Source organism: Mycobacterium sp. 141, assembly GCF_000382405.1.
Classification (GTDB): Bacteria; Actinomycetota; Actinomycetes; order Mycobacteriales; family Mycobacteriaceae; genus Mycobacterium.
In genome coordinates, this window is sequence record NZ_KB908257.1 from 31,411 (window position 1) to 50,813 (window position 19,403).

A 19,403-nucleotide genomic window follows, 5' to 3' on the forward strand; every position below is an offset into this window, starting at 1 on the left:
TAAGCTCAGTGCCTGCTTATAGTGACATCTATTACGGAATCACCGCTACCAAGGCTGCCCTAACTAGCTTTTGGGACCCCTTGAGCTCCACTTGTGGAAGCGCTTGCGATTCCCTGGTAACCGACTGCGACGCTCGTCACAGCCACCGTGACGGCCGTCACAATTTTTCTCGCCCGCACCGAATGCCGGCCGGTGTTGTCAGTTCTGCACGGCCAGCATTGCCCGCAACATCGACAGCATTTCCGAGCGTGATTCGGCGCCGAGCCGCCGCCGGATCCGGGCCACGTGATGCTCGACGGTCTTTGCCGAAATGAACAATTGACTGCCGATGTCGCGATACGGCATGCCGAGCAGGAGCAACTCGGCGACTTCGCGTTCCCGGTCGGATAACCGCGCGGCGGAGCTCGGCCCGCGCTGGGCAGCCGTCGCCGCAGCGCTCGGGGCGGCCGCTGATTCCGGCAATGGTGCCTCATCGACCGCGCTGCTCTGTTTGAGGTCGCGGGCCAACTGCAGCATCGCTTGCGATACCCGGGCGTCGGGTGTGTGCAGCGCGGCCTGGCTCGCCAGCCGGGTGCCGTCCCAGGTCAGACCATATTGCGCCAAGGCCCGTGCGGCCACGGTCACCTCGTCGGTGTCGACCTGGTCGGCTAGCACACGAAGCCAGGTGCGGCCCGCGTGGGCCAGGGCCCGGGCGAACGCGCTCTCGCCGGCCGCCGCGGTCAACGCCTGCCCATGTGGGGCCACTGCGGCCGGAGAGCTGGCCAGGATCCCGGCGTGCACGCCGGCCCAGTGCAGCGGTACTGACCACAGCACCGGCTTGCCCAAGGATTCCAGCAGGTCGAAGGCTTGCGAGAGGGCGTGCTGCATCCGGTCGACCTGACGCATCCTGGCGCCGGCCACCCACAGTTCGCCGAGCGGGAGCAGGGAGAACAGGTCGACGGAGTACTCGGCCAGCACCTCCATCGCTGCATACCAGTGCTGTTGGACGGTGCCGCTGTCCCCGGTGCGCCGCGCGATGGCGGTGCGCAGCGCGGCGGCCCACAGAGCGTCCCGGCGGTGCAGCCCGTGGTCTGCGGCGGCCGCGTCGGCGGTGGCCGCCCCGAGCTGGCCGTCCTGCATCCGTACCCAGCCCTGCAGCAGCCGGTGCCGATGCACTGTGAAGGCCACCTCGTCGGTGTCTTCCGTGCGGACTGCCCGGCCGATCACGCTGCGGGCCCGGACGGGATCGCCGCCGTGCAGAGCAACCAGTGTGACCAGCGCCGACGGGGTGTCCGGAGCGACGGCCCCGGCGTGGCGTTCGCTCGCCAGGGCCTGTCCGAGCCGGGCGACCGTGGCCGGGAACGGCTGATCCAGCGACGACAACACCCCCTCTGCCAGGCTGTGGGCTGCGCGGGCCACGGCGGTGGGCGGGCCGGTGCGCTCGATGGTCAGCGCTTCGCGCGCTGCGTTGAGATCACCCGCGGCGACCTCGACGATGACACCGGCCGCGCTCACCGCGGCGTCCGGATACGGTCCCAGCCACCGAAACAGGTCGGCCGCCGCTGCGGCGTTACCGTCGTGGGCGGCGATGCTCGCGGCGATCCGAACGGCTGCGGCGCGCTGCGCGGGGTCGTCGGATTCCAGCAGTTCATCGGCCATCCGGCCAGCCGTGGAACAGTCGCCCGTAAGCGCCAGCGCGTCCGCCAGCCGGGTGTTGCCGGAGATGGACCCGGCCTTTGCGGCGGCCCGGTACAGCGCCGCCGCGCGAGCTGGGCGGCCGTGCACGCGGACCGCGCGCTCGATCAGCGCATCGGCCAACCGGTCGTCGCGCAAACCATGCTCGGCCAGTTGCACGGCGAGATCGGCCGACAGCGTCGACATCTCCAGCTGCGAGTTCAGCAGGGACGTTTCGATCTCGTGATGACGTGCGGCGCCGGCGATCTGGGCCAGGCATTCGTGCACCAGCCGCACGAACCGGCGGTCATACGACGGCTCGACCAGGCCACTCGCGCGGGCCCGGTCGACCAGGCCCACGGCCTCCTCGCCGCTGCAGTGCAACGCTGCGGCCACATCGTCGGGGCCAAGTCCCTGACTCAACGACGTGATCAGCAGGGTGTCGCGGGTGCGTACGTCGATGCGGCACAACCGGTCTATCAGGGTGAACTGCGCAGACTGATCCGGTGGGATCGTCGACCGCGCGGCCGCAGTCACCAGAAACGGCAGACCGGCCGTCGCAGTCAGGACCGATCTGACGGTCTCGGCCGACACGGGTGCGCCGAGCGCGCTGGTGAGGATGCGATTGACCTCGGCGACCGGGAGCGGGCCCAGGGACACCGCCGGACTTTCCCGCTGCAGTGCGGTGACCAGGGCGCGCAGTGCCGGCCGGTGCACCAGCGGTGCGGTCGCCACCACCACGGTCGCCGCGGGATCGGTGATGTGCTCGGCGAACTCGTCGAGTTCATCGTCGCCGAGCAGCTGCGCATCGTCGACTACGTATGCCGCGTCGACAGCATCGTGGGGCTGGGGTGGACGGGTCAGTACCAGCCGGCCGGCGTCACGCAGTGCGCTGCGCACCGCGGTGAGCACCGAGGTCTTACCTGTCCCGATCCCGCCGGTTACCAACAGCTTTGCCGGTCGGGTCGGCGCGGCGACCACGGCCGCTACGGCGTGGCGGGCGGCCGGCGGCAGGTCCATGCCGGTGTCCGGCGCCGGGAGGGACATGACTGGCTAAGCGCCGCCGTCGCCCGCTCCGCCGCCATCTCCTGTGCCGCCGCCTTCTCCCGGTGCCGGGGTATTCGTCGGCCTCGTGGGGAAGGTCCAGGTTGGGCGGCTGCGCGTGGTGGTCGGAGTCTCGGTGGTGGTCGGCGGCGCCGACGTGGTCGTTGCCGTTGTCGTGGTGGTGGTCGGGCTGGTCGTCGTCGTGGTTGTGGTGGTGCTCGTTGTTGTGGTGGTGGTCGGTTCCGTGGTGGTCGGGCTGGTCGTCGTCGTGGTGTCCGATGTGGGGGTGTCCGTCGGCGTACGCGTATGCGTCTGGGTGATCACGGTTGTCGGGGTGATGACGGTGGTGGTGTCTTGACCGTCCGGGCCGGCGGTGACCGTCGTGACCGGTGGCAACATCGAGACTGTCGTGCTGGTCTCGGTCACCGGCGTCGAATCGCTGCTGGTGCCGGTCAGTGTCACTGCGAGACCTCCTGCCGCCAGCAGGACCGCGGCCGCGGCGGCCCCGAACAGGATCACCGGCCGCTTGTACCAGGGCAGCGGCCCCGGCTCGGCGGCGAACGCCTCTTCTTCGTGGGCGAACGCCATCTGTGGGCGGGCTGATGTCGGACCCGTCGCGCCGCTCTCGTAGTTGTGGCTGTAATCGCCTCCGGCGTAGGGCACCGGTTCGTCGCCGGGAGCGTCGTCGTCCTGCGACCATGCGAGCGAGCGAAATGTCGCGGATGCGGCACCGTCGGGCACGGATTCGCCGCCGGCTGCACCCGCGGCCCACGCGCCGGGAGCCATACCGGTCGGGGCGTCTGCGGGGTTGATCCCGGGCGCCAAGCCGGTCGGCGCGTCGGCTGCGGTGATCCCGGGGGCCATGCCGGTGGGAGCGCCCGCATCGGCGATGGTGTCGGCGAGCAGGGCGGCACCCGTAGCAGCTGCGAGCTGCGGCTGCGGCGTGGTGACCACCGGCACGCGCAGTTGCTCCGACAGGCGCTGGGTCACCAGCGGTATGGCAGCGGTGCCGCCGACCGTCGCCACCGCTGCCACGCTGGATAGCGCAATGTTGTTGCGCTGCAACATATCCTGGATGACATTGAGCAGGCCCGCCAGTGGCCCGGCGATGAGCTGCTCAAGCTCGGAGCGGGTCACCCGGACATCGGAGCTGAACCCGGGCAGCTCGGTCGGGATGACGGCGACAGTGTCGGCGGACAACCGTTCCTTGGCCTGACGGCATTCGGAGCGGAGCCGGGCCAGCGATCCGACTGCCGCCGTGCCGGCAGGATCGGCATTGCCGGCCGCCGCGACACCGCTGAGAACGTGGTTGAGCAGGGCCTGATCGACCTGATCGCCCGAGAAGTCCGGGTAGCGCACGGTCTGGCCGATGGTGGCCAGGCCCGCGCCGGCGTCGGCCAGCGTCAGGCTGGTGCCGCTGCCACCGAGATCGCACAGCACCACGACGCCTGCACCGGGCAGGCCGGGGTTGGCGCGTAACGCCGCCAGTGCGGCCAGGGAATCCGGGACCAGCTCGGCTGGAACACCAGCCGGTGCCAAAGCGGGCTTCCCACGCAAAGCGCCGCGCAGCGCGCCGATGGCAGCCGGACCCCAGTACGCCGGGACCGCCACGGTGACCGGTGAACCTCCACCGGCCGCGCGGGCGATCGCATCCAGGGCTTCGGCCAGTGCGAGCTCGCCACGATGCTGTGAACCGTCGGCGGCGACGATCGGCACCGGATCACCGGTCCGCTCGACGAAGCCGGTCAGTGGCAGGCCCTGGCCGGCGTACTCGCCGACCTCCGGGGCGCGGTCGGGGAACAGGGTGAGAATCGAGCGGCGTAGCACCGGCGGACGGCCCTCGCGGGCGGCCACCAGATTGGTTGTCCCGATCGACAACCCCAGTGCGTCGGTCATCAGGCGTCACTCCTGTGTTGTCTGGGCGGTCCCCACGATAGCGGCTAGTCCCCCCAACATTGAGCATTGATCCCCTAGTGGCGGGAATCCCCTAATGCTTGAGCCCCTAATCAGGGTGCCGAGGGGGTGGGTCGGACACCGATCCGTGTGGCGTCACTGGTGGATAGCATCGATGACAGCCGTCACGAGACAGGCCCGAGATGGTCACAAGACAGTAAGGAAGGCGCCATGGCAAATTCGCTGCTCGACTTTGTCATGGCACTCGTGCGCGATCCCGACGCCGCAGCGCGCTACGCCGCAGACCCGTCGCAAGCTATCTCCGACGCCCATCTGGTCGGCGTGACCAGCGTCGACGTCAATAATCTCATTCCGGTGGTGTCCGAATCGCTGACATCACCGACCGGTGGCGACGGCTTCGGTGACGAACCTGCGGGAAACGTCTGGGCAAGTGGGGCGGCCACGGCCGCGTTCGACGCTTTCGGCGACCACACACCATTCGTCGCCGACACCGGGCACACCGTCGACCACGTGATCACCGAGCCCGACCATGTCGAGCCCGCCGCGGTCGACGGCTTCTTCACCGATCCCGGGCTCACCGCGCCGCCGCTGGACGATTCGTCGTTGCAGCTCAGCGACAGCGTCATCGACGACGCCCCGGCCATCCACACCGACTTGGGTACGGATTGGACCGCCCCCACGGTCGACGAGCATCACCACGACGACGGTGGGGCTGCCTTCGATATGTTCAGCTGAACGCAGCGTCATCTCACCGCCACGGATTAGCGCACAACCACCCTGGTTGTGCGCTTTTTGACGTTGACGTGCATAGATAGTGATCTCCCAGGTATTCGACACCTTTGCCCTAGAAACCCCTAGCGATCCCCTAATCCCCTAATGGATCCCCACGGGGCACCCCGGGCGGGCGGGCGGGCGGGAGGGGATCGCGCCCCGTTTCTGGCGGCCCGACGGATCCATAACGTTGTCACCAGTTCGCCGGGACACCCCGGAACGAGAACCAGAACTCCAGACAAGACACGACGAAAGGCAGTACCGAGATGATCACCCTGATCGACTTCATCATGGACCTATTCCGCAGCCCCGCCGCAGCCGCGGCCTACGTGGCCGACCCCGAGGGCGCACTGCGCGACGCCGGCCTGCCGAATGTTTCCGCCGCGCAACTGGCATCGGTGGCCGCGACGGCCGCACCGGCCGGCATCGCACTCGGCAACGGCGATCCGGTCTACGGGCTGCAGCGCGCTGTTGCCGACTATCACAGCATCGCCTCCCCGCAGACCGCGTTCACCTCGCAGCCGACCTTCGCGCCGCAGACCAACACCGACCTGCTCAGCGGTAACTCGACGGATCTGGCCAGCCACAACAACGTGCCGGTCATGAGCCCCAATCAGGACGCCGGCGCCAACGCTCAGCAGGGTGCCTTCAACCTGGGCTTCGGAGACATCACCCTGGGGAACAAACAGACGACCACCAACACCGCCACCGACGGTGCCGTGGTGAACACCGGTCACTCCAGCGGTCCCATCGTCACCGGTGACGGTGCGGTGCTCGGCCACGGCAACACCGTCAACAACGGCGATGTCTGGGCCGGCTCCGGCTCGCACGTCGCCGTCGGCCAGGGCAACGAGATCTCGGACAGCTCGCAGCACGCCGGCGGTCAGATCATCTCCGGTAACGACGGCCCGGTCATCAGCGGCAACGATTTGAGCGGCGGCCACGGCGGCGGCGCGAGCGCCAGCGGCAGCGGTGGGGGTCTGCTCAACATCGGCGGCAGCGGCGGCCACGCCAATGCCGGTGACGGCGGCAATGCCGGCTCGATCATCGTCACCAGCAAGGACAGCCATGCGGTCGGCGGCAACCAGACCACCGCGGGGCACGATCTGGGCAGCGGCAACACCAGCTCGATCGACTCGTCGGTGCACACCGCGTCGTCGACCAACACCTCGCTGTCCGATCAGTCGGTGCACGACAGTTCGGTGGGCAACACCAGCACGCTGCACAGCGACAGCTCCGTGCACAGCTCGGTGACCGACGACTCGGTGCACCAGGTCGGTGGCCTGCACACCAACGTGTCGACCACCAACGACGTGGCCAGCCACAACACCGTCGATCCGCACGCCGGGTTCCACGGCTTCTGATCGGCACAGCACCGCTGCTGGCGGGGACCCAAGGGTCCCCGCCAGTTCGCCGTTTACCGTTAGAGGCCGGAGGGCTCCCGTATGACGCAATCGAATGACCCGCGCAAAACAGCGGTGATCGTCGAGCTGATCGACCACACCAGCAGGATCGCCGGCGCCAGAGATCGTGGTGACCTGGTGGAGAGTCTGGCCCGCGCCAAGGAGCGCATCACCGATCCGCACATCCGGGTGGTCATCGCCGGGCAGCTCAAGCAGGGCAAGAGTCAACTGCTCAACTCGCTGCTGAACATGCCCGTAGCCCGGGTCGGTGACGACGAGAGCACGGTGCTGGCCACCGTGGTGTCCTACGGCGAACAGCCCTCGGCCCGGCTCGTGGTGGCCCGCCCCGACGGCGCCGAACCAGAACTCGTCGACATTCCGCCGGGCGATTTGCGCAACGATCTGCGCCGCGCCCCGCAGGCCGGCGGCCGGCAGGTGTTGCGGGTCGAGGTGACCGCGCCCAGCCCCCTGCTGCAGGGCGGGCTGGCGTTCATCGACACCCCCGGCGTGGGCGGCCACGGGCAGCCGCACCTGTCGGCGACGCTGGGCCTGCTGCCCGACGCCGACGCGATGTTGATGGTCAGCGACACCAGCCAGGAATTCACCGAGCCCGAGCTGAGGTTCATTCGGCAGGCACTCGAAATATGCCCGGTGGCAACGATTGTCGCGACCAAGACCGATCTCTACCCGCACTGGCGTGACATCGTCGCCGCCAATACCGCTCACCTGCAGCGCGCCGGACTGGCAGTCCCGGTGACTCCGGTGTCTTCCATACTGCGCAGCCACGCCATCCAGCTCAACGACAAGGAACTCAACGAGGAGTCCAACTTTCCGGCCATCGTCAAATTCCTCTCCGAACGCGTGCTGTCCCGGGAGCACGACCGGGTCCGCGATCAGGTGGTCGATGACATTCGTTCCGCCGCAGAACATTTGATGCTGGCGGTGGAGAGCGAGCTGGCGGCGATCAACGATCCGGATGTTCGCGCGCAGCTGACCGACGAGTTGGAGCGGCGCAAGCAGGAGGCGCAGGATGCCCTGGCGCAGAGCGCGCTGTGGCAGCAGGTGCTCAACGACGGTATCGCCGATCTCACCGCCGACGTGGATCACGATCTGCGGCAACGGTTCCGGACCATCAGCACGCACACCGAGAAGATGCTCGACAAGGTCGATCCCACGGCGCACTGGGCCGAGATCGGTGCCGAGCTCGAAGACGCGGTGGCCACCGCCGTCGGCGACAACTTCGTGTGGGCCTATCAGCGTGCCGAGGCGCTGGCCGTCGAGGTGGCCGACACCTTCACCAAGGCCGGCCTCGACGCGGTTGCGCTGCCGCAGATCGATGCGCGCGGCATGGGCGCGGGTTTCGGTGAGTTCAGCTCGGTACAGAAGTTGGAGGCCGGGCCGATCAGGGCGGGTCACAAGGTCGTCACCGGGATGCGCGGCTCTTACGGCGGCGTGCTCATGTTCGGCATGCTGACTTCCTTCGCCGGTCTCGGCATGTTCAACCCGCTGTCGTTGGGCGCGGGACTTCTGTTGGGCCGCAAGGCTTACAAGGAGGATATGGAGAATCGGATGCTGCGGGTCCGCGGCGAAGCCAAAGCCAACGTGCGTAAGTTCGTCGACGACGTGGCGTTCGTGGTGGGCAAGGAATCCCGCGACCGGCTCAAGGCAATCCAACGCCAGCTCCGCGACCACTACCGCGACGTGGCCAACCAGACGAGCCGCACACTCAACGAGTCACTGCAGGCCACCCTCTCGGCGGCCAAAGTCGAGGAGAACGAGCGCAACACCCGCGTCGCCGAACTGGAGCGTCAGCTCAACATCCTCAAACAGGTGGTTGAGCATGCTGGGAACCTTGCCCAGGTCGCCCCGCTAGGCTCGCGGAGTTAAGTGAAAGGGTCGGAATTCGCAGCGTGAGCACGAGCGATCGGGTGCGCTCAATTCTGGGCGGCACCATCCAGGCGTACCGGAGTGATCCGGCGTACCGTGATCGACCCGACGTGCACAATGAGCTCGACCGAATCGGGCGTCGGCTCAACCAGCCGATCCGCATCGCGCTCGCCGGCACCCTCAAGGCAGGCAAGTCGACGCTGGTGAATGCTCTGGTGGGGGAGGACATCGCACCTACCGACGCCACCGAGGCGACGCGCATCGTCACCTGGTTCCGGCACGGACCGACCCCGAAGGTGACCGCCAACCACCGCGGTGGCCGGCGAACCAACGTGCCGATTGCACGCGACCCGCGCGACCGTGGCCTGACATTCAGTTTCTCGGGTCTGGACCCTGCCGACGTGACCGACCTCGACGTGGAATGGCCCGCCGCCGAACTCGTCGACACCACGATCATCGACACCCCCGGCACGTCGTCGCTCTCGCGCGATGTCTCCGAACGCACGCACCGGCTGCTGGTGCCCGAGGACGGGGTGCCGCGGGTCGACGCGGTCGTGTTCCTGCTGCGCACGCTCAACGCCGCCGACATCGCATTGCTCAAACAGATCGGTGAGCTGGTCGGAGGCTCGTCGGGCGCGCTCGGCGTGATCGGGGTGGCGTCGCGCGCCGACGAGATCGGTGCCGGCCGGATCGACGCCATGATGTCGGCTAAGGACGTCGCCACGCGGTTCACCGCCGAGATGGACAAGACCGGGATCTGCCAAGCCGTGGTGCCGGTGTCGGGGCTGCTCGCGCTGACCGCCCGCACGCTGCGCCAAAGCGAGTTCGTTGCGCTGCAGAAGCTCGCCGGAGTCGACGCCACCGAGATCAACAAGGCCATGCTGTCGGTGGATCGCTTTGTGCGCGAAGATAGTTCGCTGCCTGTCGATGCGGCGACCCGGGCGGCGCTGCTCGAGCGGTTCGGCATGTTCGGTATCCGGATCTCCATCGCGGTGCTACGTGCGGGTATCTCCGATTCCGTGGCGCTGGCCGACGAACTGCTCGAACGCAGCGGCCTGATCGCCCTGCGCGACGTCATCGACCAGCAGTTCGCGCAGCGCTCCGATCTGCTCAAGGCGCACACCGCCCTGCTGTCGCTGCGGCAGTTCGTGCAGCACAACCCGATCTACGCGACGCCCTACATCCTGGCCGACGTCGACCCGCTGCTGGCCGACACGCACGCGTTCGAGGAACTGCGGCTGCTGAGCCAACTGCGGGGCCGCCCGACGACGTTCAACGAGGACGAGATGGTCTCGCTGCGTCGCATCATCGGCGGTTCGGGCACCGACGCCGCGAGCCGACTCGGTCTGCAACCCGACATTCCCTACGACGGCCCGCGCGCGGCGTTCGCGGCCGCGCAGCGCTGGCGGCGGCGGGCCGAGCACCCGCTCAACGACCCGTTCACCACCCGCGCCTGCCGGGCCGCGGTGCGCAGCGCCGAGGCGTTGGTTGCCGAGTATTCGGCGCACAACCGCTGAGCCCAGCGAAAAGCCGGAGGCGGATCGCGCATCGCCGAGTGCAACAAATCGGGCGCTTCGACCGACATAGGAGGTATGCGTGGTTGCCTGGGGTTGTCGGTTGGTGCGACCAACCTGGTAGCGGTCGCTGCCCGGGCGCCGATCGTGCGGCGCAGCGTGCTGACCCTGTTCGAGGGCCGCCGGCCTGAGGTCGGCGTGGTGGACGCAGACGGACTCGTCATCACCGGCTTCGTGGAGCGGGTCGGTGATCCCATCCCGCTGCTCGCGGCCGACGGCTCAGCCCACCGTGCCGAGCAGTTGCTGGCCGCCGCGATCGAATCGCTCACGCGCGCGGCGAGTCCGGCGCAGCGCCCGGAGCGCACCGTGGTGGCGGTGCCCGCCTATTGGAGCTCGACGGCATTCGATGCGGCACGCGCCGCACTGCCCGGCGTCCGGGTGGTACCCGACGCTGTTGCGGCGTTGACGGCGATACAGAAGCATCCTGGGCTGCCGGCTCGCGGCGTCGTCGCCCTGGCTGATTTCGGCGCCACCGGAACCAGCCTCACGCTCGCCGATTCCGACGCGCGTTTCGCACCGATCGGGCAGACCGTGCGTTACGACGATTTCTCCGGTGATCTCATCGACCAGGAGCTGCTGCGGCATGTGCTGAGCAGCCTTGATGCCGAAGCCTCGGGCACCGCGGCAGTGGCTGCCCTGTCCCGCCTGCGTGCAGAGACCCGGGCGGCCAAGGAACGATTGAGCTACCAGGCTTCCACCGGATTGCCCGGCCCGGCGCCGGACAGCATGCTGAGGCTCACCCGTGCCGAGCTCGAGGCGGCGGTGGACGCGCCGCTGCGCGGCGTGATCGAGGCGCTGCACGATCTGCTGCGGCGTAACAGCGTGCACCCGGCGCAGCTGACGGCGCTTGTCACGGTCGGCGGTACCGCGCGGATTCCCCTTGTGACACAACGACTTTCCGAAGCGTTCCGGATGCCGGTGATTACTGTCGCGCAGGCCCAGGTGGTGACCGCGGTCGGTGCGGGCCTGCTTGCCCACCGCGGGGAGGCCGAGACCGCGGCGACGCGGCGCGCGGTGATGGCTCCGTCTTCCATGACCGGTACCGTGGCCGCGTCGGGGCTGGCACCGGCCCCGCTGGCCTGGTCGGTGAGTGACCAAGCGGCCGAGGTCATGGACTACCTCCCCGAATCGGTGTCCGAGGATTCCGCACGGCCCGCGTTCACGTTCGCCGAACCCGAGGTCGAGTCCGCTGCGGCGGGCCGCACCCCGTGGTATCGCGGCATCGTGGTGTGCGCCGCGGCGCTGCTCGCGGTTGTCGGCACCGTCGGCCTGCTGCTGGCGGCCCGTGCCGACAAGATGGATGCTGCCCCTGCAAGCTCGCCCGCCGCACCTGGGTTGGCACCCGCTGAAGCTCCATTGGCGCAGGTCGGGGCGGCGCCGCCCACGCGTACCGTCGTCGTGCAGGATGCCCCTGCTCAGGTTGTAGCTCCAGCGCCCGCCCCCGCAGTGTCACCATCGTCGGCGCCCTATTCGGTGCAGCGGCAGCAGGTGGCGTCGGCTCCGGCGCCGCAGGCCGTGGCTCCGGCCCCGCCACCGGCAGCCGATCCGCCACCCGCGGACATCCCGGTGCCGGCTGCAGCACCCCCGGCTCCCGAGCTGCCACCCATCCCACAGTTGCCCATCCCGGCACTGGCGCTACCGCAGTTGCCGGTTCCGCAGTTGCCGATCCCGACTTTTCCCGCGTCCACGCCACCTCGGCCGTCGACGCACACCCCGACTCCGACCCCGGAGCCGACCCACACGCCGACCCCGACCCCGGAGCCCGAGCCGACGCACACACAGGCCCCTGAGCCTGCACCTCAACCCAGCTCGGCGCCGCAGCCGTCCCACTCGACGGAGCCGACGACGTCTGCGGCGCCTACCCCATAATCGCTGCTAGTTGCCGTGGCGGCGGGGGAACTCCGGGACGGTCACGGTATTGGTGACCACGGTCGTGCTCGTGCTGATCGTCACCGACGGCTCGGTCGTGGTCGTCGTGGTGGCCGGCTCCTCGGTCGTCGTGGTTGCGGTCGTCGTCTCCGTATCAGTGGTCGTCGTGGTGGCCGGCGCCTCGGTCTCGGTGACGGTCTGCGTGGCCGGCGGAGCGACCCCGGGAGCCTCCTGGGCCGGTGCGGTCGTCGCTGTCGTCGTCACCGACGGCGTTGTCGACGATGTCGTCGTGACACCCGCGGGTTTGGTGTCGCCTCCCGACGAGAACAGCTGCACGATCGCATAGACGACCAGCGCCACGATGATCGCGCCGAGGGCTCCGAGCCCCAGGAGAGCCACTGGTTTGCGGTACCAGGGGACAGGTTCGGGCGCGGGTGGCTCCGGCTGTGCGCCGTAAGCACCGTAGCTCTGGGCGTATTGAGTCGGTTCGTCGTCGTCGGAGTAGTAGTTCGACACGTGAACCGATGGTAGCGGCGTCAGTTACCGGGAATCGGATAGAGCGTGCGTGTCACGTTCTGGCGGGGCCGGGGGAGGCTGGTGCTGGTTTCACCGGCGTGGGTGCGCGTGGTGGGTAGCTCGTTCGTCGTCGACGGCCTCGACGATGAAGTGTCGGTCGGCGTCGTGGTGTCGGTCGGCGTCGTCGTGTCCGACCCGGATGTCGTGGCAGCATCCGGCGGCGGCCCGAAATCTGTAGTACTCACCGGCCCCGTGGTCGTGATGGTGGCGGTCGTGGTTGTGATGGAACTGGTCGGTGTTGACGATGCGAATGTCGGGTCGACGAACTGAGTCGGTGCTTCCTGCGGGCTGTTGGCGCTGCTCGTCAGGCTCACCACACCCCACACCAGCAAGGCGATCACGCCCAGTGTCACGGCGCTCGCACCGGCGACCACCGGTGTCGAATGGTGCCAGGGCGGCTCGGGAGCCTGGTCGTCGTCCTTGGCAGTCACGGGCTCCGATGATAATCGCGTTACCTGGCCCTGCTCCGCTCAGCTCAATTGGCCGACGACTTCGTTCGAGAACAGCTCGAGGTGGTCGAGATCGGCCATGTCGAGCACCTGGAGGTAGACGCGCTGTACTCCGGATTCGAGGAACGGACCGAGCTTGTCGACGATCTCGGCGGGCGTCCCGACCAGCGGCGAATTGCTGCGCAACTCATCGACTTCACGGCCGATGGCCGCCGCCCGGTCGGCGATCTCGGTCTCGGTGCGACCGGCACACAGGACGAATGCCGCAGAGTAGGTCAGTGAGTCCGGCGCCCGACCCGCGGCGGTGACCGCGTCGGCGACCCGTGCGAACTGCGCCTCGATGGTCTCCAACGGCACGAACGCGATGTTGAACTCGGCGGCGAATTCCGCGGCGAGCGCCGGAGTGCGCTTGGGGCCGCCACCGCCGATGATGATCGGCGGATGCGACTGGGTCGGCTTGGGCAGGGCAGGTGAATCGGTGACGGTGTAGTGCTTGCCGGTGAAGTCGAACTTTTCCCCGACCGGAGTGTCCCACATGCCCGTGATGATCCGGAGTTGTTCGGTCAGCCGGTCGAACCGCTCGCCCAGCGGCGGGAACGGGATGGCATAAGCTTGGTGCTCGGCCTCGAACCAGCCCGCTCCGATACCCAATTCCACACGGCCACCGCTCATCTCGTCGACCTGAGCGACGGAGATGCCCAGTGGTCCGGGATGGCGGAAGGTCGCCGAGGTGACCATCGTGCCCAGCCGAATGGTCGAGGTCTCCCTGGCGATGCCGGCCAGCGTGACCCAGGAGTCCGTAGGCCCGGGCAGGCCGGCACCGCTCATCGCGAGGTAGTGGTCGGACCGGAAGAAAGCGGAATACGCCAACTGTTCGGCCGCGCGGGCGACGGCCAGCTGATCGGAGTACGTAGCGCCTTGCTGAGGTTCGACGAACACACGGAAATCCACGACCTCCACCCTAGAGCTCCGAGTGGTGTACGTGCTCGCATCGGGGTGCCCGTCTGGTGAGCGACGGCAGGAGGTCGGTGAATTCTGTTGGCGTACCTGGATTGTGGAACACTCAATCGCGGTACGAGCTTATCCGCACGGAGCGCCGGGTCCCGAGCAGGGGATGGGAATTTGTGGTCCGCAGACGATCTGCCCATTGATTCGATCGCAGGCTTCGGTTACCCGAGCTACGGATGGTGGACCGAGACAGGTTGAGCTGGCGAAAGTATGTGCGTTGGGTCGTCAGCAGACAGGGCGTGCTCCTTGCTGGCATCGGAGCAACAGTTAATGTCTGTGGATGAACTAGGGGTTGTGGATAACCCGGTTCAGCGCGGGTGCGCGGCGATAGAATTCGAACATGCTTGCGAATGCTGTTGTGGACCGGGAAACGGTGCTGGCGGTGTTCGACGAGTACGACGCGGTCTGCGAGAAACTGGCCGCGTTGACCTTCGCGGCGATGACCCTGCCGGAACTGCTGGAGTTGCAATCCCGCCGCGAGATGCAGGCCCGCCGCGCCCCTGCAGTGGACCATCGGTTACTCGCCGAGGCCCAGACGCGGACCACCGCACGCGAGATCGGCGCGAAAAACTGGGCCGAGGTGTTAGCGATCCGGTTACGGATCAGCAAAACCGACGCCACACGCCGCATCGCTGATGCCGCCCTCCTCGGACCACGGACCGCCACCACCGGCCAACCCTTGCCACCGGTACTGCCGGCCACCGCCACGGCCCAGGCAGCCGGCCAGATCAACACCGACCACGTCGCCGTCATCGACAAGTTTTTCACCAAGTGCCCGGTGCCGCTGGATGCACAGACCCGCGCCCAGATCGACGACGATCTGGCCGCCATCGCCTCCGGTAACTCCCCGGAAATCCTGAAACGCTGTGCCGATCGCATCACGTTTCTGCTCCACCAGGACGGCCCCGACCCCCCGAATCCGTCCAGCAGCGTCGCCGCGGCATCGAGATCTTCCCGCAGGGAATCGACGGGTTGAGCAAGGTGCACGGGTATCTCGACGCCGAAACCGCGGCCACCTTCGCGGCGATCCTGGCCAAGCTGGCTGCCCCCGGCATGTGCAACCGTGCAGACGACACTCCGTGTGTCGAGGGCACACCCAGCACCGAGGCCATCGCCACCGACACCCGCAGCGCCGCGCAACGCACCCACGACGCTTTCCTGGCGATAGGCCGCGCACTGCTGGCGTCGGGGACGCTGGGACAACACAACGGATTACCGGTATCGGTGGTCATCTCGACCACGGTGCGGGAACTGGAATCCCTGGCCGGGGTCGCCACCACCAGCAGCGGCACCCGACTGTCCATACCGCAGGTCATCGGAATGGCCGCCCATGCCCGGCACTACCTGGCAGTGTTCGCCAACCACACAGAGGTGCCGTTGTATCTGGGCCGCAGCAAGCGCATCGCCTCGGTCGGGCAACGCATCGTGCTGCACGCACGGGATCGCGGCTGTACCAAACCGGGCTGCGCGAATCCGCCGGACCGCTGCCAGGGCCACCACGGCGAATTGGACTTCGCCAAAGGCGGTCAGACCGACATCACCGACCTGGCCCTGGCCTGCCCCGCAGACAATCGCCTCGTCAACGACCACGGCTGGACCACCCGCATCCGCGCCGACGGCCGCATCGAATGGATCCCACCCCTACTGCTGGACACCGGCCAAGACCGCCTCAACCACTACTGGCGCCCCGAAGACCTCTCCCACCCGAATGAAAAGCCGCTCAGCGATGGCCGCGGCGAGGACACCGGCGGCGCCTTGATGCGCGATGCGGAGTCTGAGGAGCCCAGCCGGAAGTCCGACGAGCCCAGCAATCGCGACGGGCCCGACGATCGCTAGAGGCCGCGGCGGGCGGAGCGCAGCGTGGCGACGGCGTCGTCGTCGCCGGAGAACGTCACCTCGGCCTGCTCGCGGCCCGCGGCGAACATCAGCAGCTCGCCGGGTGCGCCGGTGACGGTGACCTCTGGGCCATGTCCGACCGTGGCCAGCGTCGTGCCGTCGGGGGTGTTCAACGTGACCCGTGCCGGTGATCTCGACATCGTCATCCTGGCCATGCCAGACACCGTCCGAGCCAGTGCGCTGACGGTGGATTCGTCGAGTTCCCTTGGCTTCCAGTCGGGTTGGGCACGTCGCACATCCTCGTCGTGGATGAACATCTCGGCGACGTTGACCAGCGGGTCGAGCAGGAAGAACGGTGAGTACAGGGGCGGGCCCGCCGCGATCTTGTCGAGCAGCTCGTCCCAGCCGGTGGCGGCCGTTATTTGGTCCTGCACTCTGGCCGTGTAGCCGGCGAGTTGTGGCACGAGGATGCCGGGTGCCGCATCGAGCCTGTGCTCGCGCACCACCAGGTGGGCCGCCAGATCACGGGTTTTCCAGCCCTCGCACAGCGTAGGGGCGTCCGGGCCTGCGGATCGCATGGCTTCGACGAGCGCCGCGCGCTCACGCTTGGCTGCTGTGGTCATGCGCGATCCGCCTCCGGCTCCTCGCTGGAACTCATGCGCGATCCGCCTCCGGCTCCTCGCTGGAACTCATGCGCGATCCGCCTCCGACTCCTCGCTGGAACTCATACCGCAACTCTAAAACGTCTGTACACCCTGCACCGCGACAATCATGCCGTGACCGCTGGCGTCGTTGGTGAACCGGGTGCCGTCGCTGCCGGCGTCGATGGTCCAACCCAGTGCGCGGTAGCTGCGGTAGTCCAGGGTTACCGCCGGGATATCACCGAGATTCCCTACTACCCAATGGAGTTGGCCGCCCGCTCCGACGCGAACACCGTTGGCGGGCGAGCCGTCGATGACCGGTGAATTGGTGAACTCGGATTCGCAGCCCACTTCCGCACTGGAGATCTGGCAGCGCGTCTTGCCGGATTTGGTTCGGATGAAGACGTAGCCGTCCTTTGGTTCGAGCTGGGTGGCGCCGGCCGGGGCCTGAGATGTACTCGGCGCTGTGGTGGTGCTGGGTGAAGGCGCTGGGCTGGACAGGCTCGGACGGGGCGTCGGGAAGCTGGGTTCGCCCAGTTGGGGTGCGCTGGTGACGGGGGTGCCCTCGATGCTGGAGTGGCATGCTGTGAGCACGGCGCCAGCTGCCAGCAGGGCACCCAGCGTTCGCCGAGTCATCACGCGACAAGGCTATGCACTGAGCTGCGCGGATCGGGCTATGACGCGCCGGACATCGCTGGGTAGCCGCCGGCAAGAGCCCGCAGCTGAGCCGCGCCGTCGCCGGTGTACGACGAACCGTGCATGATCGGCAGCGTCGTCGGATTCAGCTCGGCCAGTTGCGACAGGGTGGGCCCGAGAACGGTAGTCAGACCGGTGGCGTGGAAGAGCCCCTCTGATTCCAATGCTGTTGCCACACAATCGGATTCGGTGAGTGCAGGGCATTGTCCGGTATGGAAAAGGAACGGTTCGTCGCCGCCCAGCAGGAACTGGTTGAAGGTGAAGCCGTGCTCGGTGCCGTTCTCCGTCAGGACAAGTCGCGGAACGCGAGTGCGAAGCCGCCGACCGCGGTGACCGCGGCGACGGTGTAGCCGATGATCGACCACCAGCCCATGTGGTAGTACGCGGTGATCGCTACGATCGCCATCGCGACGAACACCATCACCATCCCGTACAGCGGCGGTCGGGCGGCGTAACGGTTACGGGTCATCGATTCACCTCGTCATCGCAAGCCTGTGTGGGTCTCACTTTTCAGGATCCACCGGACGATTGGCCACCACCGGGAATTCACCCGTGTAGCCCATACGCTCTTGCGCGGCCGCCGTCACCCGGCCGCGAACCAGATACCAACCGCCGATGAGCATCGGGATGAGAATCACCAGTGTCCCGATCGTCCAAGTGCCGATCGGAGCGTCGAAGGCCATCAACACCAGGACTGCGAACAGGAACAGCAGCGTCGCGTATCCGGTATACGGGGTCAGCGGCATCCGGAAGCTGGGCCGTTTCATGATGCCCGCGTCGGCCATCTTCACCAGGCGCAGCTGACACAGCACGATCGTGCCCCACGAGGCGATGATGCCGAGCGCGGCCATGTTGAGCACGATCTCGAAAGCCTCACCCGGCTCAAAAGCGTTGAGCACCACACCGAAGAGGCAGATCACACACGTCAACATGATGCCGCCGTACGGCACGCCGCTGCGCGACATCCGCGCCGTGAACCTCGGTGCGCTGCCGTTCATCGCCATCGAGCGAAGGATCCGGCCGGTGGAGTACAAGCCGGCGTTGAGGCTGGAGAACGCGGCGGTGAGCACGACGACGTTCATCAGATCGCCTGCGCCACTGAAACCGATCTTGGAAAAGAACGTGACGAACGGGCTTTCGTGCTTGTCGTAGGCGGTGTAGGGCAGCAGCAGCGCCAGTAGCACCACCGATCCGACGTAGAAGATTGCGATGCGGGCCACCACGGAGTTGATGGCGCGCGGCATGATCTTCTCGGGATCCGCTGTCTCACCGGCCGCAGTGCCGACCAATTCGACTGCGGCATAGGCGAACACGACACCGGAGGTGACGATCAGCAGGGGCAGTGCGCCCGTGGGGAACAAGCCGCCGTGTTGCGCAAGGATGCTCAGGCCGGTGCTCTGGCCGGCGACCGGGTAGCGGCCGGCCAGGAAGATCGTGCCGACGACGAGGAATGTCATGAGTGCCAGCACTTTGATCAGCGCGGCCCAGAACTCCATTTCCCCGAACACCTTGACCGAGATCAGGTTCACGCCAAGGACAATCGTCAACGCCAGTAAAGCCAACAGCCACTGGGGGACGACGGCGAACGTCTTCCAGTAGTGGAAGTAGGTGGCGATGGCCGTGGTGTCGACGATCGCCGTCATCGCCCAGTTCAGAAAGTACAGCCAGCCGACTGCGAACGCCGCCTTCTCCCCGTAGAACTCGCGGGCGTAGGACACGAACGATCCCGACGACGCCCGGTGCAACACGAGTTCGCCGAGCGCCCGCAGGATCAGGAACACGAAGACGCCGCAGACGGCATACACCAGGAACAGACCCGGCCCCGCCGAGGCGAGCCGACCGCCGGCACCGAGGAAGAGCCCGGTGCCGATGGCCCCGCCGATCGCGATCATCTGCAACTGCCGAGGCTTGAGGCCCTTGTGATAGCCCGCGTCTTCTTTCGTCAGGTTGGGCGATGGGACGGCAGCGGGTTGGGCTTGCGGAGGCTGCGCGGTCATCGGAGTCCAATCTCGGCTGTGCAGCTGTCGGACAGCCTGATTGAACGAGTGTGACACCGGTCACGTTTTTCCGTCAAGGACGTGA

17 protein-coding genes are annotated in these 19,403 nt (G+C 67.6%); 8 read left to right on the forward strand and 9 right to left on the reverse strand.

Annotated elements, in window-relative coordinates; translation table 11 throughout:
• Positions 1–198 precede the first annotated feature (198 nt).
• Together iniR and H276_RS0105310 are read right to left on the reverse strand one after the other, a co-directional pair.
• Positions 199–2,700 (reverse strand): isoniazid response ATPase/transcriptional regulator IniR, encoded by a 2,502-nt coding sequence (gene iniR / locus H276_RS0105305; protein WP_026356616.1) that lies wholly within the window; start codon positions 2,698–2,700, stop codon positions 199–201.
• Between the two features lie 6 nt (positions 2,701–2,706).
• A complete protein-coding gene (locus H276_RS0105310) occupies positions 2,707–4,593 on the reverse strand; it encodes an Hsp70 family protein (RefSeq protein ID WP_019970268.1) in 1,887 nt (628 codons plus the stop codon).
• Positions 4,594–4,821: 228 nt separating this feature from the next.
• Here H276_RS0105310 and H276_RS0105315 point away from each other — a divergent pair, with 228 nt between their 5' ends.
• The 5 genes from H276_RS0105315 (at position 4,822) to H276_RS0105335 (ending at position 12,115) form a co-directional block, all read left to right on the forward strand.
• Positions 4,822–5,346, forward strand: a complete 525-nt coding sequence (locus H276_RS0105315) for an Rv0340 family IniB-related protein (RefSeq protein WP_026356617.1) — start codon at positions 4,822–4,824, stop codon at positions 5,344–5,346.
• Between the two features lie 302 nt (positions 5,347–5,648).
• On the forward strand, positions 5,649–6,746 hold the full coding sequence (locus H276_RS0105320; RefSeq protein WP_019970270.1) for an IniB N-terminal domain-containing protein: 1,098 nt from the start codon (positions 5,649–5,651) through the stop codon (positions 6,744–6,746).
• An 81-nt stretch (positions 6,747–6,827) separates the two neighbouring features.
• On the forward strand, positions 6,828–8,672 hold the full coding sequence (gene iniA, locus H276_RS0105325; RefSeq protein WP_019970271.1) for an isoniazid-induced dynamin-like GTPase IniA: 1,845 nt from the start codon (positions 6,828–6,830) through the stop codon (positions 8,670–8,672).
• 23 nt (positions 8,673–8,695) lie between these two features.
• On the forward strand, positions 8,696–10,189 hold the full coding sequence (locus H276_RS0105330) for a dynamin-like GTPase family protein (protein ID WP_026356618.1): 1,494 nt from the start codon (positions 8,696–8,698) through the stop codon (positions 10,187–10,189).
• Positions 10,190–10,264: 75 nt separating this feature from the next.
• On the forward strand, positions 10,265–12,115 hold the full coding sequence (locus tag H276_RS0105335) for an Hsp70 family protein (protein WP_019970273.1): 1,851 nt from the start codon (positions 10,265–10,267) through the stop codon (positions 12,113–12,115).
• A 6-nt stretch (positions 12,116–12,121) separates the two neighbouring features.
• Here the strand turns inward: H276_RS0105335 and H276_RS0105340 are convergent, their stop codons facing one another.
• Positions 12,122–12,631, reverse strand: a complete 510-nt coding sequence (locus tag H276_RS0105340) for a hypothetical protein (protein WP_019970274.1) — start codon at positions 12,629–12,631, stop codon at positions 12,122–12,124.
• Between the two features lie 45 nt (positions 12,632–12,676).
• Between H276_RS0105340 and H276_RS0105345 the strand changes: the two genes are divergently transcribed.
• Positions 12,677–12,961 (forward strand): hypothetical protein, encoded by a 285-nt coding sequence (locus H276_RS0105345; RefSeq protein ID WP_019970275.1) that lies wholly within the window; start codon positions 12,677–12,679, stop codon positions 12,959–12,961.
• Between the two features lie 200 nt (positions 12,962–13,161).
• On the opposite strand, the gene H276_RS0105350 is transcribed toward H276_RS0105345, so the two are convergent.
• Positions 13,162–14,091, reverse strand: coding sequence for an LLM class F420-dependent oxidoreductase (locus tag H276_RS0105350; protein ID WP_026356619.1), 930 nt, complete (start codon positions 14,089–14,091; stop codon positions 13,162–13,164).
• Positions 14,092–14,488: 397 nt separating this feature from the next.
• On the opposite strand from H276_RS0105350, the gene H276_RS25615 reads away from it, so the two are divergent.
• Together H276_RS25615 and H276_RS25620 are read left to right on the forward strand one after the other, a co-directional pair.
• On the forward strand, positions 14,489–15,124 hold the full coding sequence (locus H276_RS25615; RefSeq protein ID WP_369758406.1) for a DUF222 domain-containing protein: 636 nt from the start codon (positions 14,489–14,491) through the stop codon (positions 15,122–15,124).
• A gap of 5 nt (positions 15,125–15,129) precedes the next feature.
• Complete coding sequence (locus H276_RS25620) at positions 15,130–15,984, forward strand: DUF222 domain-containing protein (RefSeq protein WP_369758421.1); 855 nt, start codon at positions 15,130–15,132, stop codon at positions 15,982–15,984.
• On the opposite strand, the gene H276_RS0105360 is transcribed toward H276_RS25620, so the two are convergent.
• From H276_RS0105360 to H276_RS0105380, 5 genes are all read right to left on the reverse strand, one after another.
• On the reverse strand, positions 15,981–16,607 hold the full coding sequence (locus H276_RS0105360; protein ID WP_019970277.1) for a TIGR03085 family metal-binding protein: 627 nt from the start codon (positions 16,605–16,607) through the stop codon (positions 15,981–15,983). The two genes, H276_RS25620 and H276_RS0105360, sit on opposite strands and share 4 nt — an antisense overlap.
• Before the next feature lie 114 nt (positions 16,608–16,721).
• The gene (locus H276_RS0105365) at positions 16,722–17,261 is read right to left on the reverse strand and encodes a hypothetical protein (RefSeq protein ID WP_019970278.1); all 540 of its coding nucleotides are present in this window, start codon (positions 17,259–17,261) and stop codon (positions 16,722–16,724) included.
• 38 nt (positions 17,262–17,299) lie between these two features.
• Positions 17,300–17,497 (reverse strand): hypothetical protein, encoded by a 198-nt coding sequence (locus H276_RS0105370; protein WP_231376609.1) that lies wholly within the window; start codon positions 17,495–17,497, stop codon positions 17,300–17,302.
• Positions 17,498–17,607: 110 nt separating this feature from the next.
• Positions 17,608–17,790: a hypothetical protein gene (locus H276_RS0105375; RefSeq protein ID WP_019970280.1), complete on the reverse strand. Its 183-nt coding sequence runs from the start codon at positions 17,788–17,790 to the stop codon at positions 17,608–17,610.
• A 34-nt stretch (positions 17,791–17,824) separates the two neighbouring features.
• Positions 17,825–19,318, reverse strand: coding sequence for an amino acid permease (locus H276_RS0105380; protein ID WP_019970281.1), 1,494 nt, complete (start codon positions 19,316–19,318; stop codon positions 17,825–17,827).
• Positions 19,319–19,403: the final 85 nt, after the last annotated feature.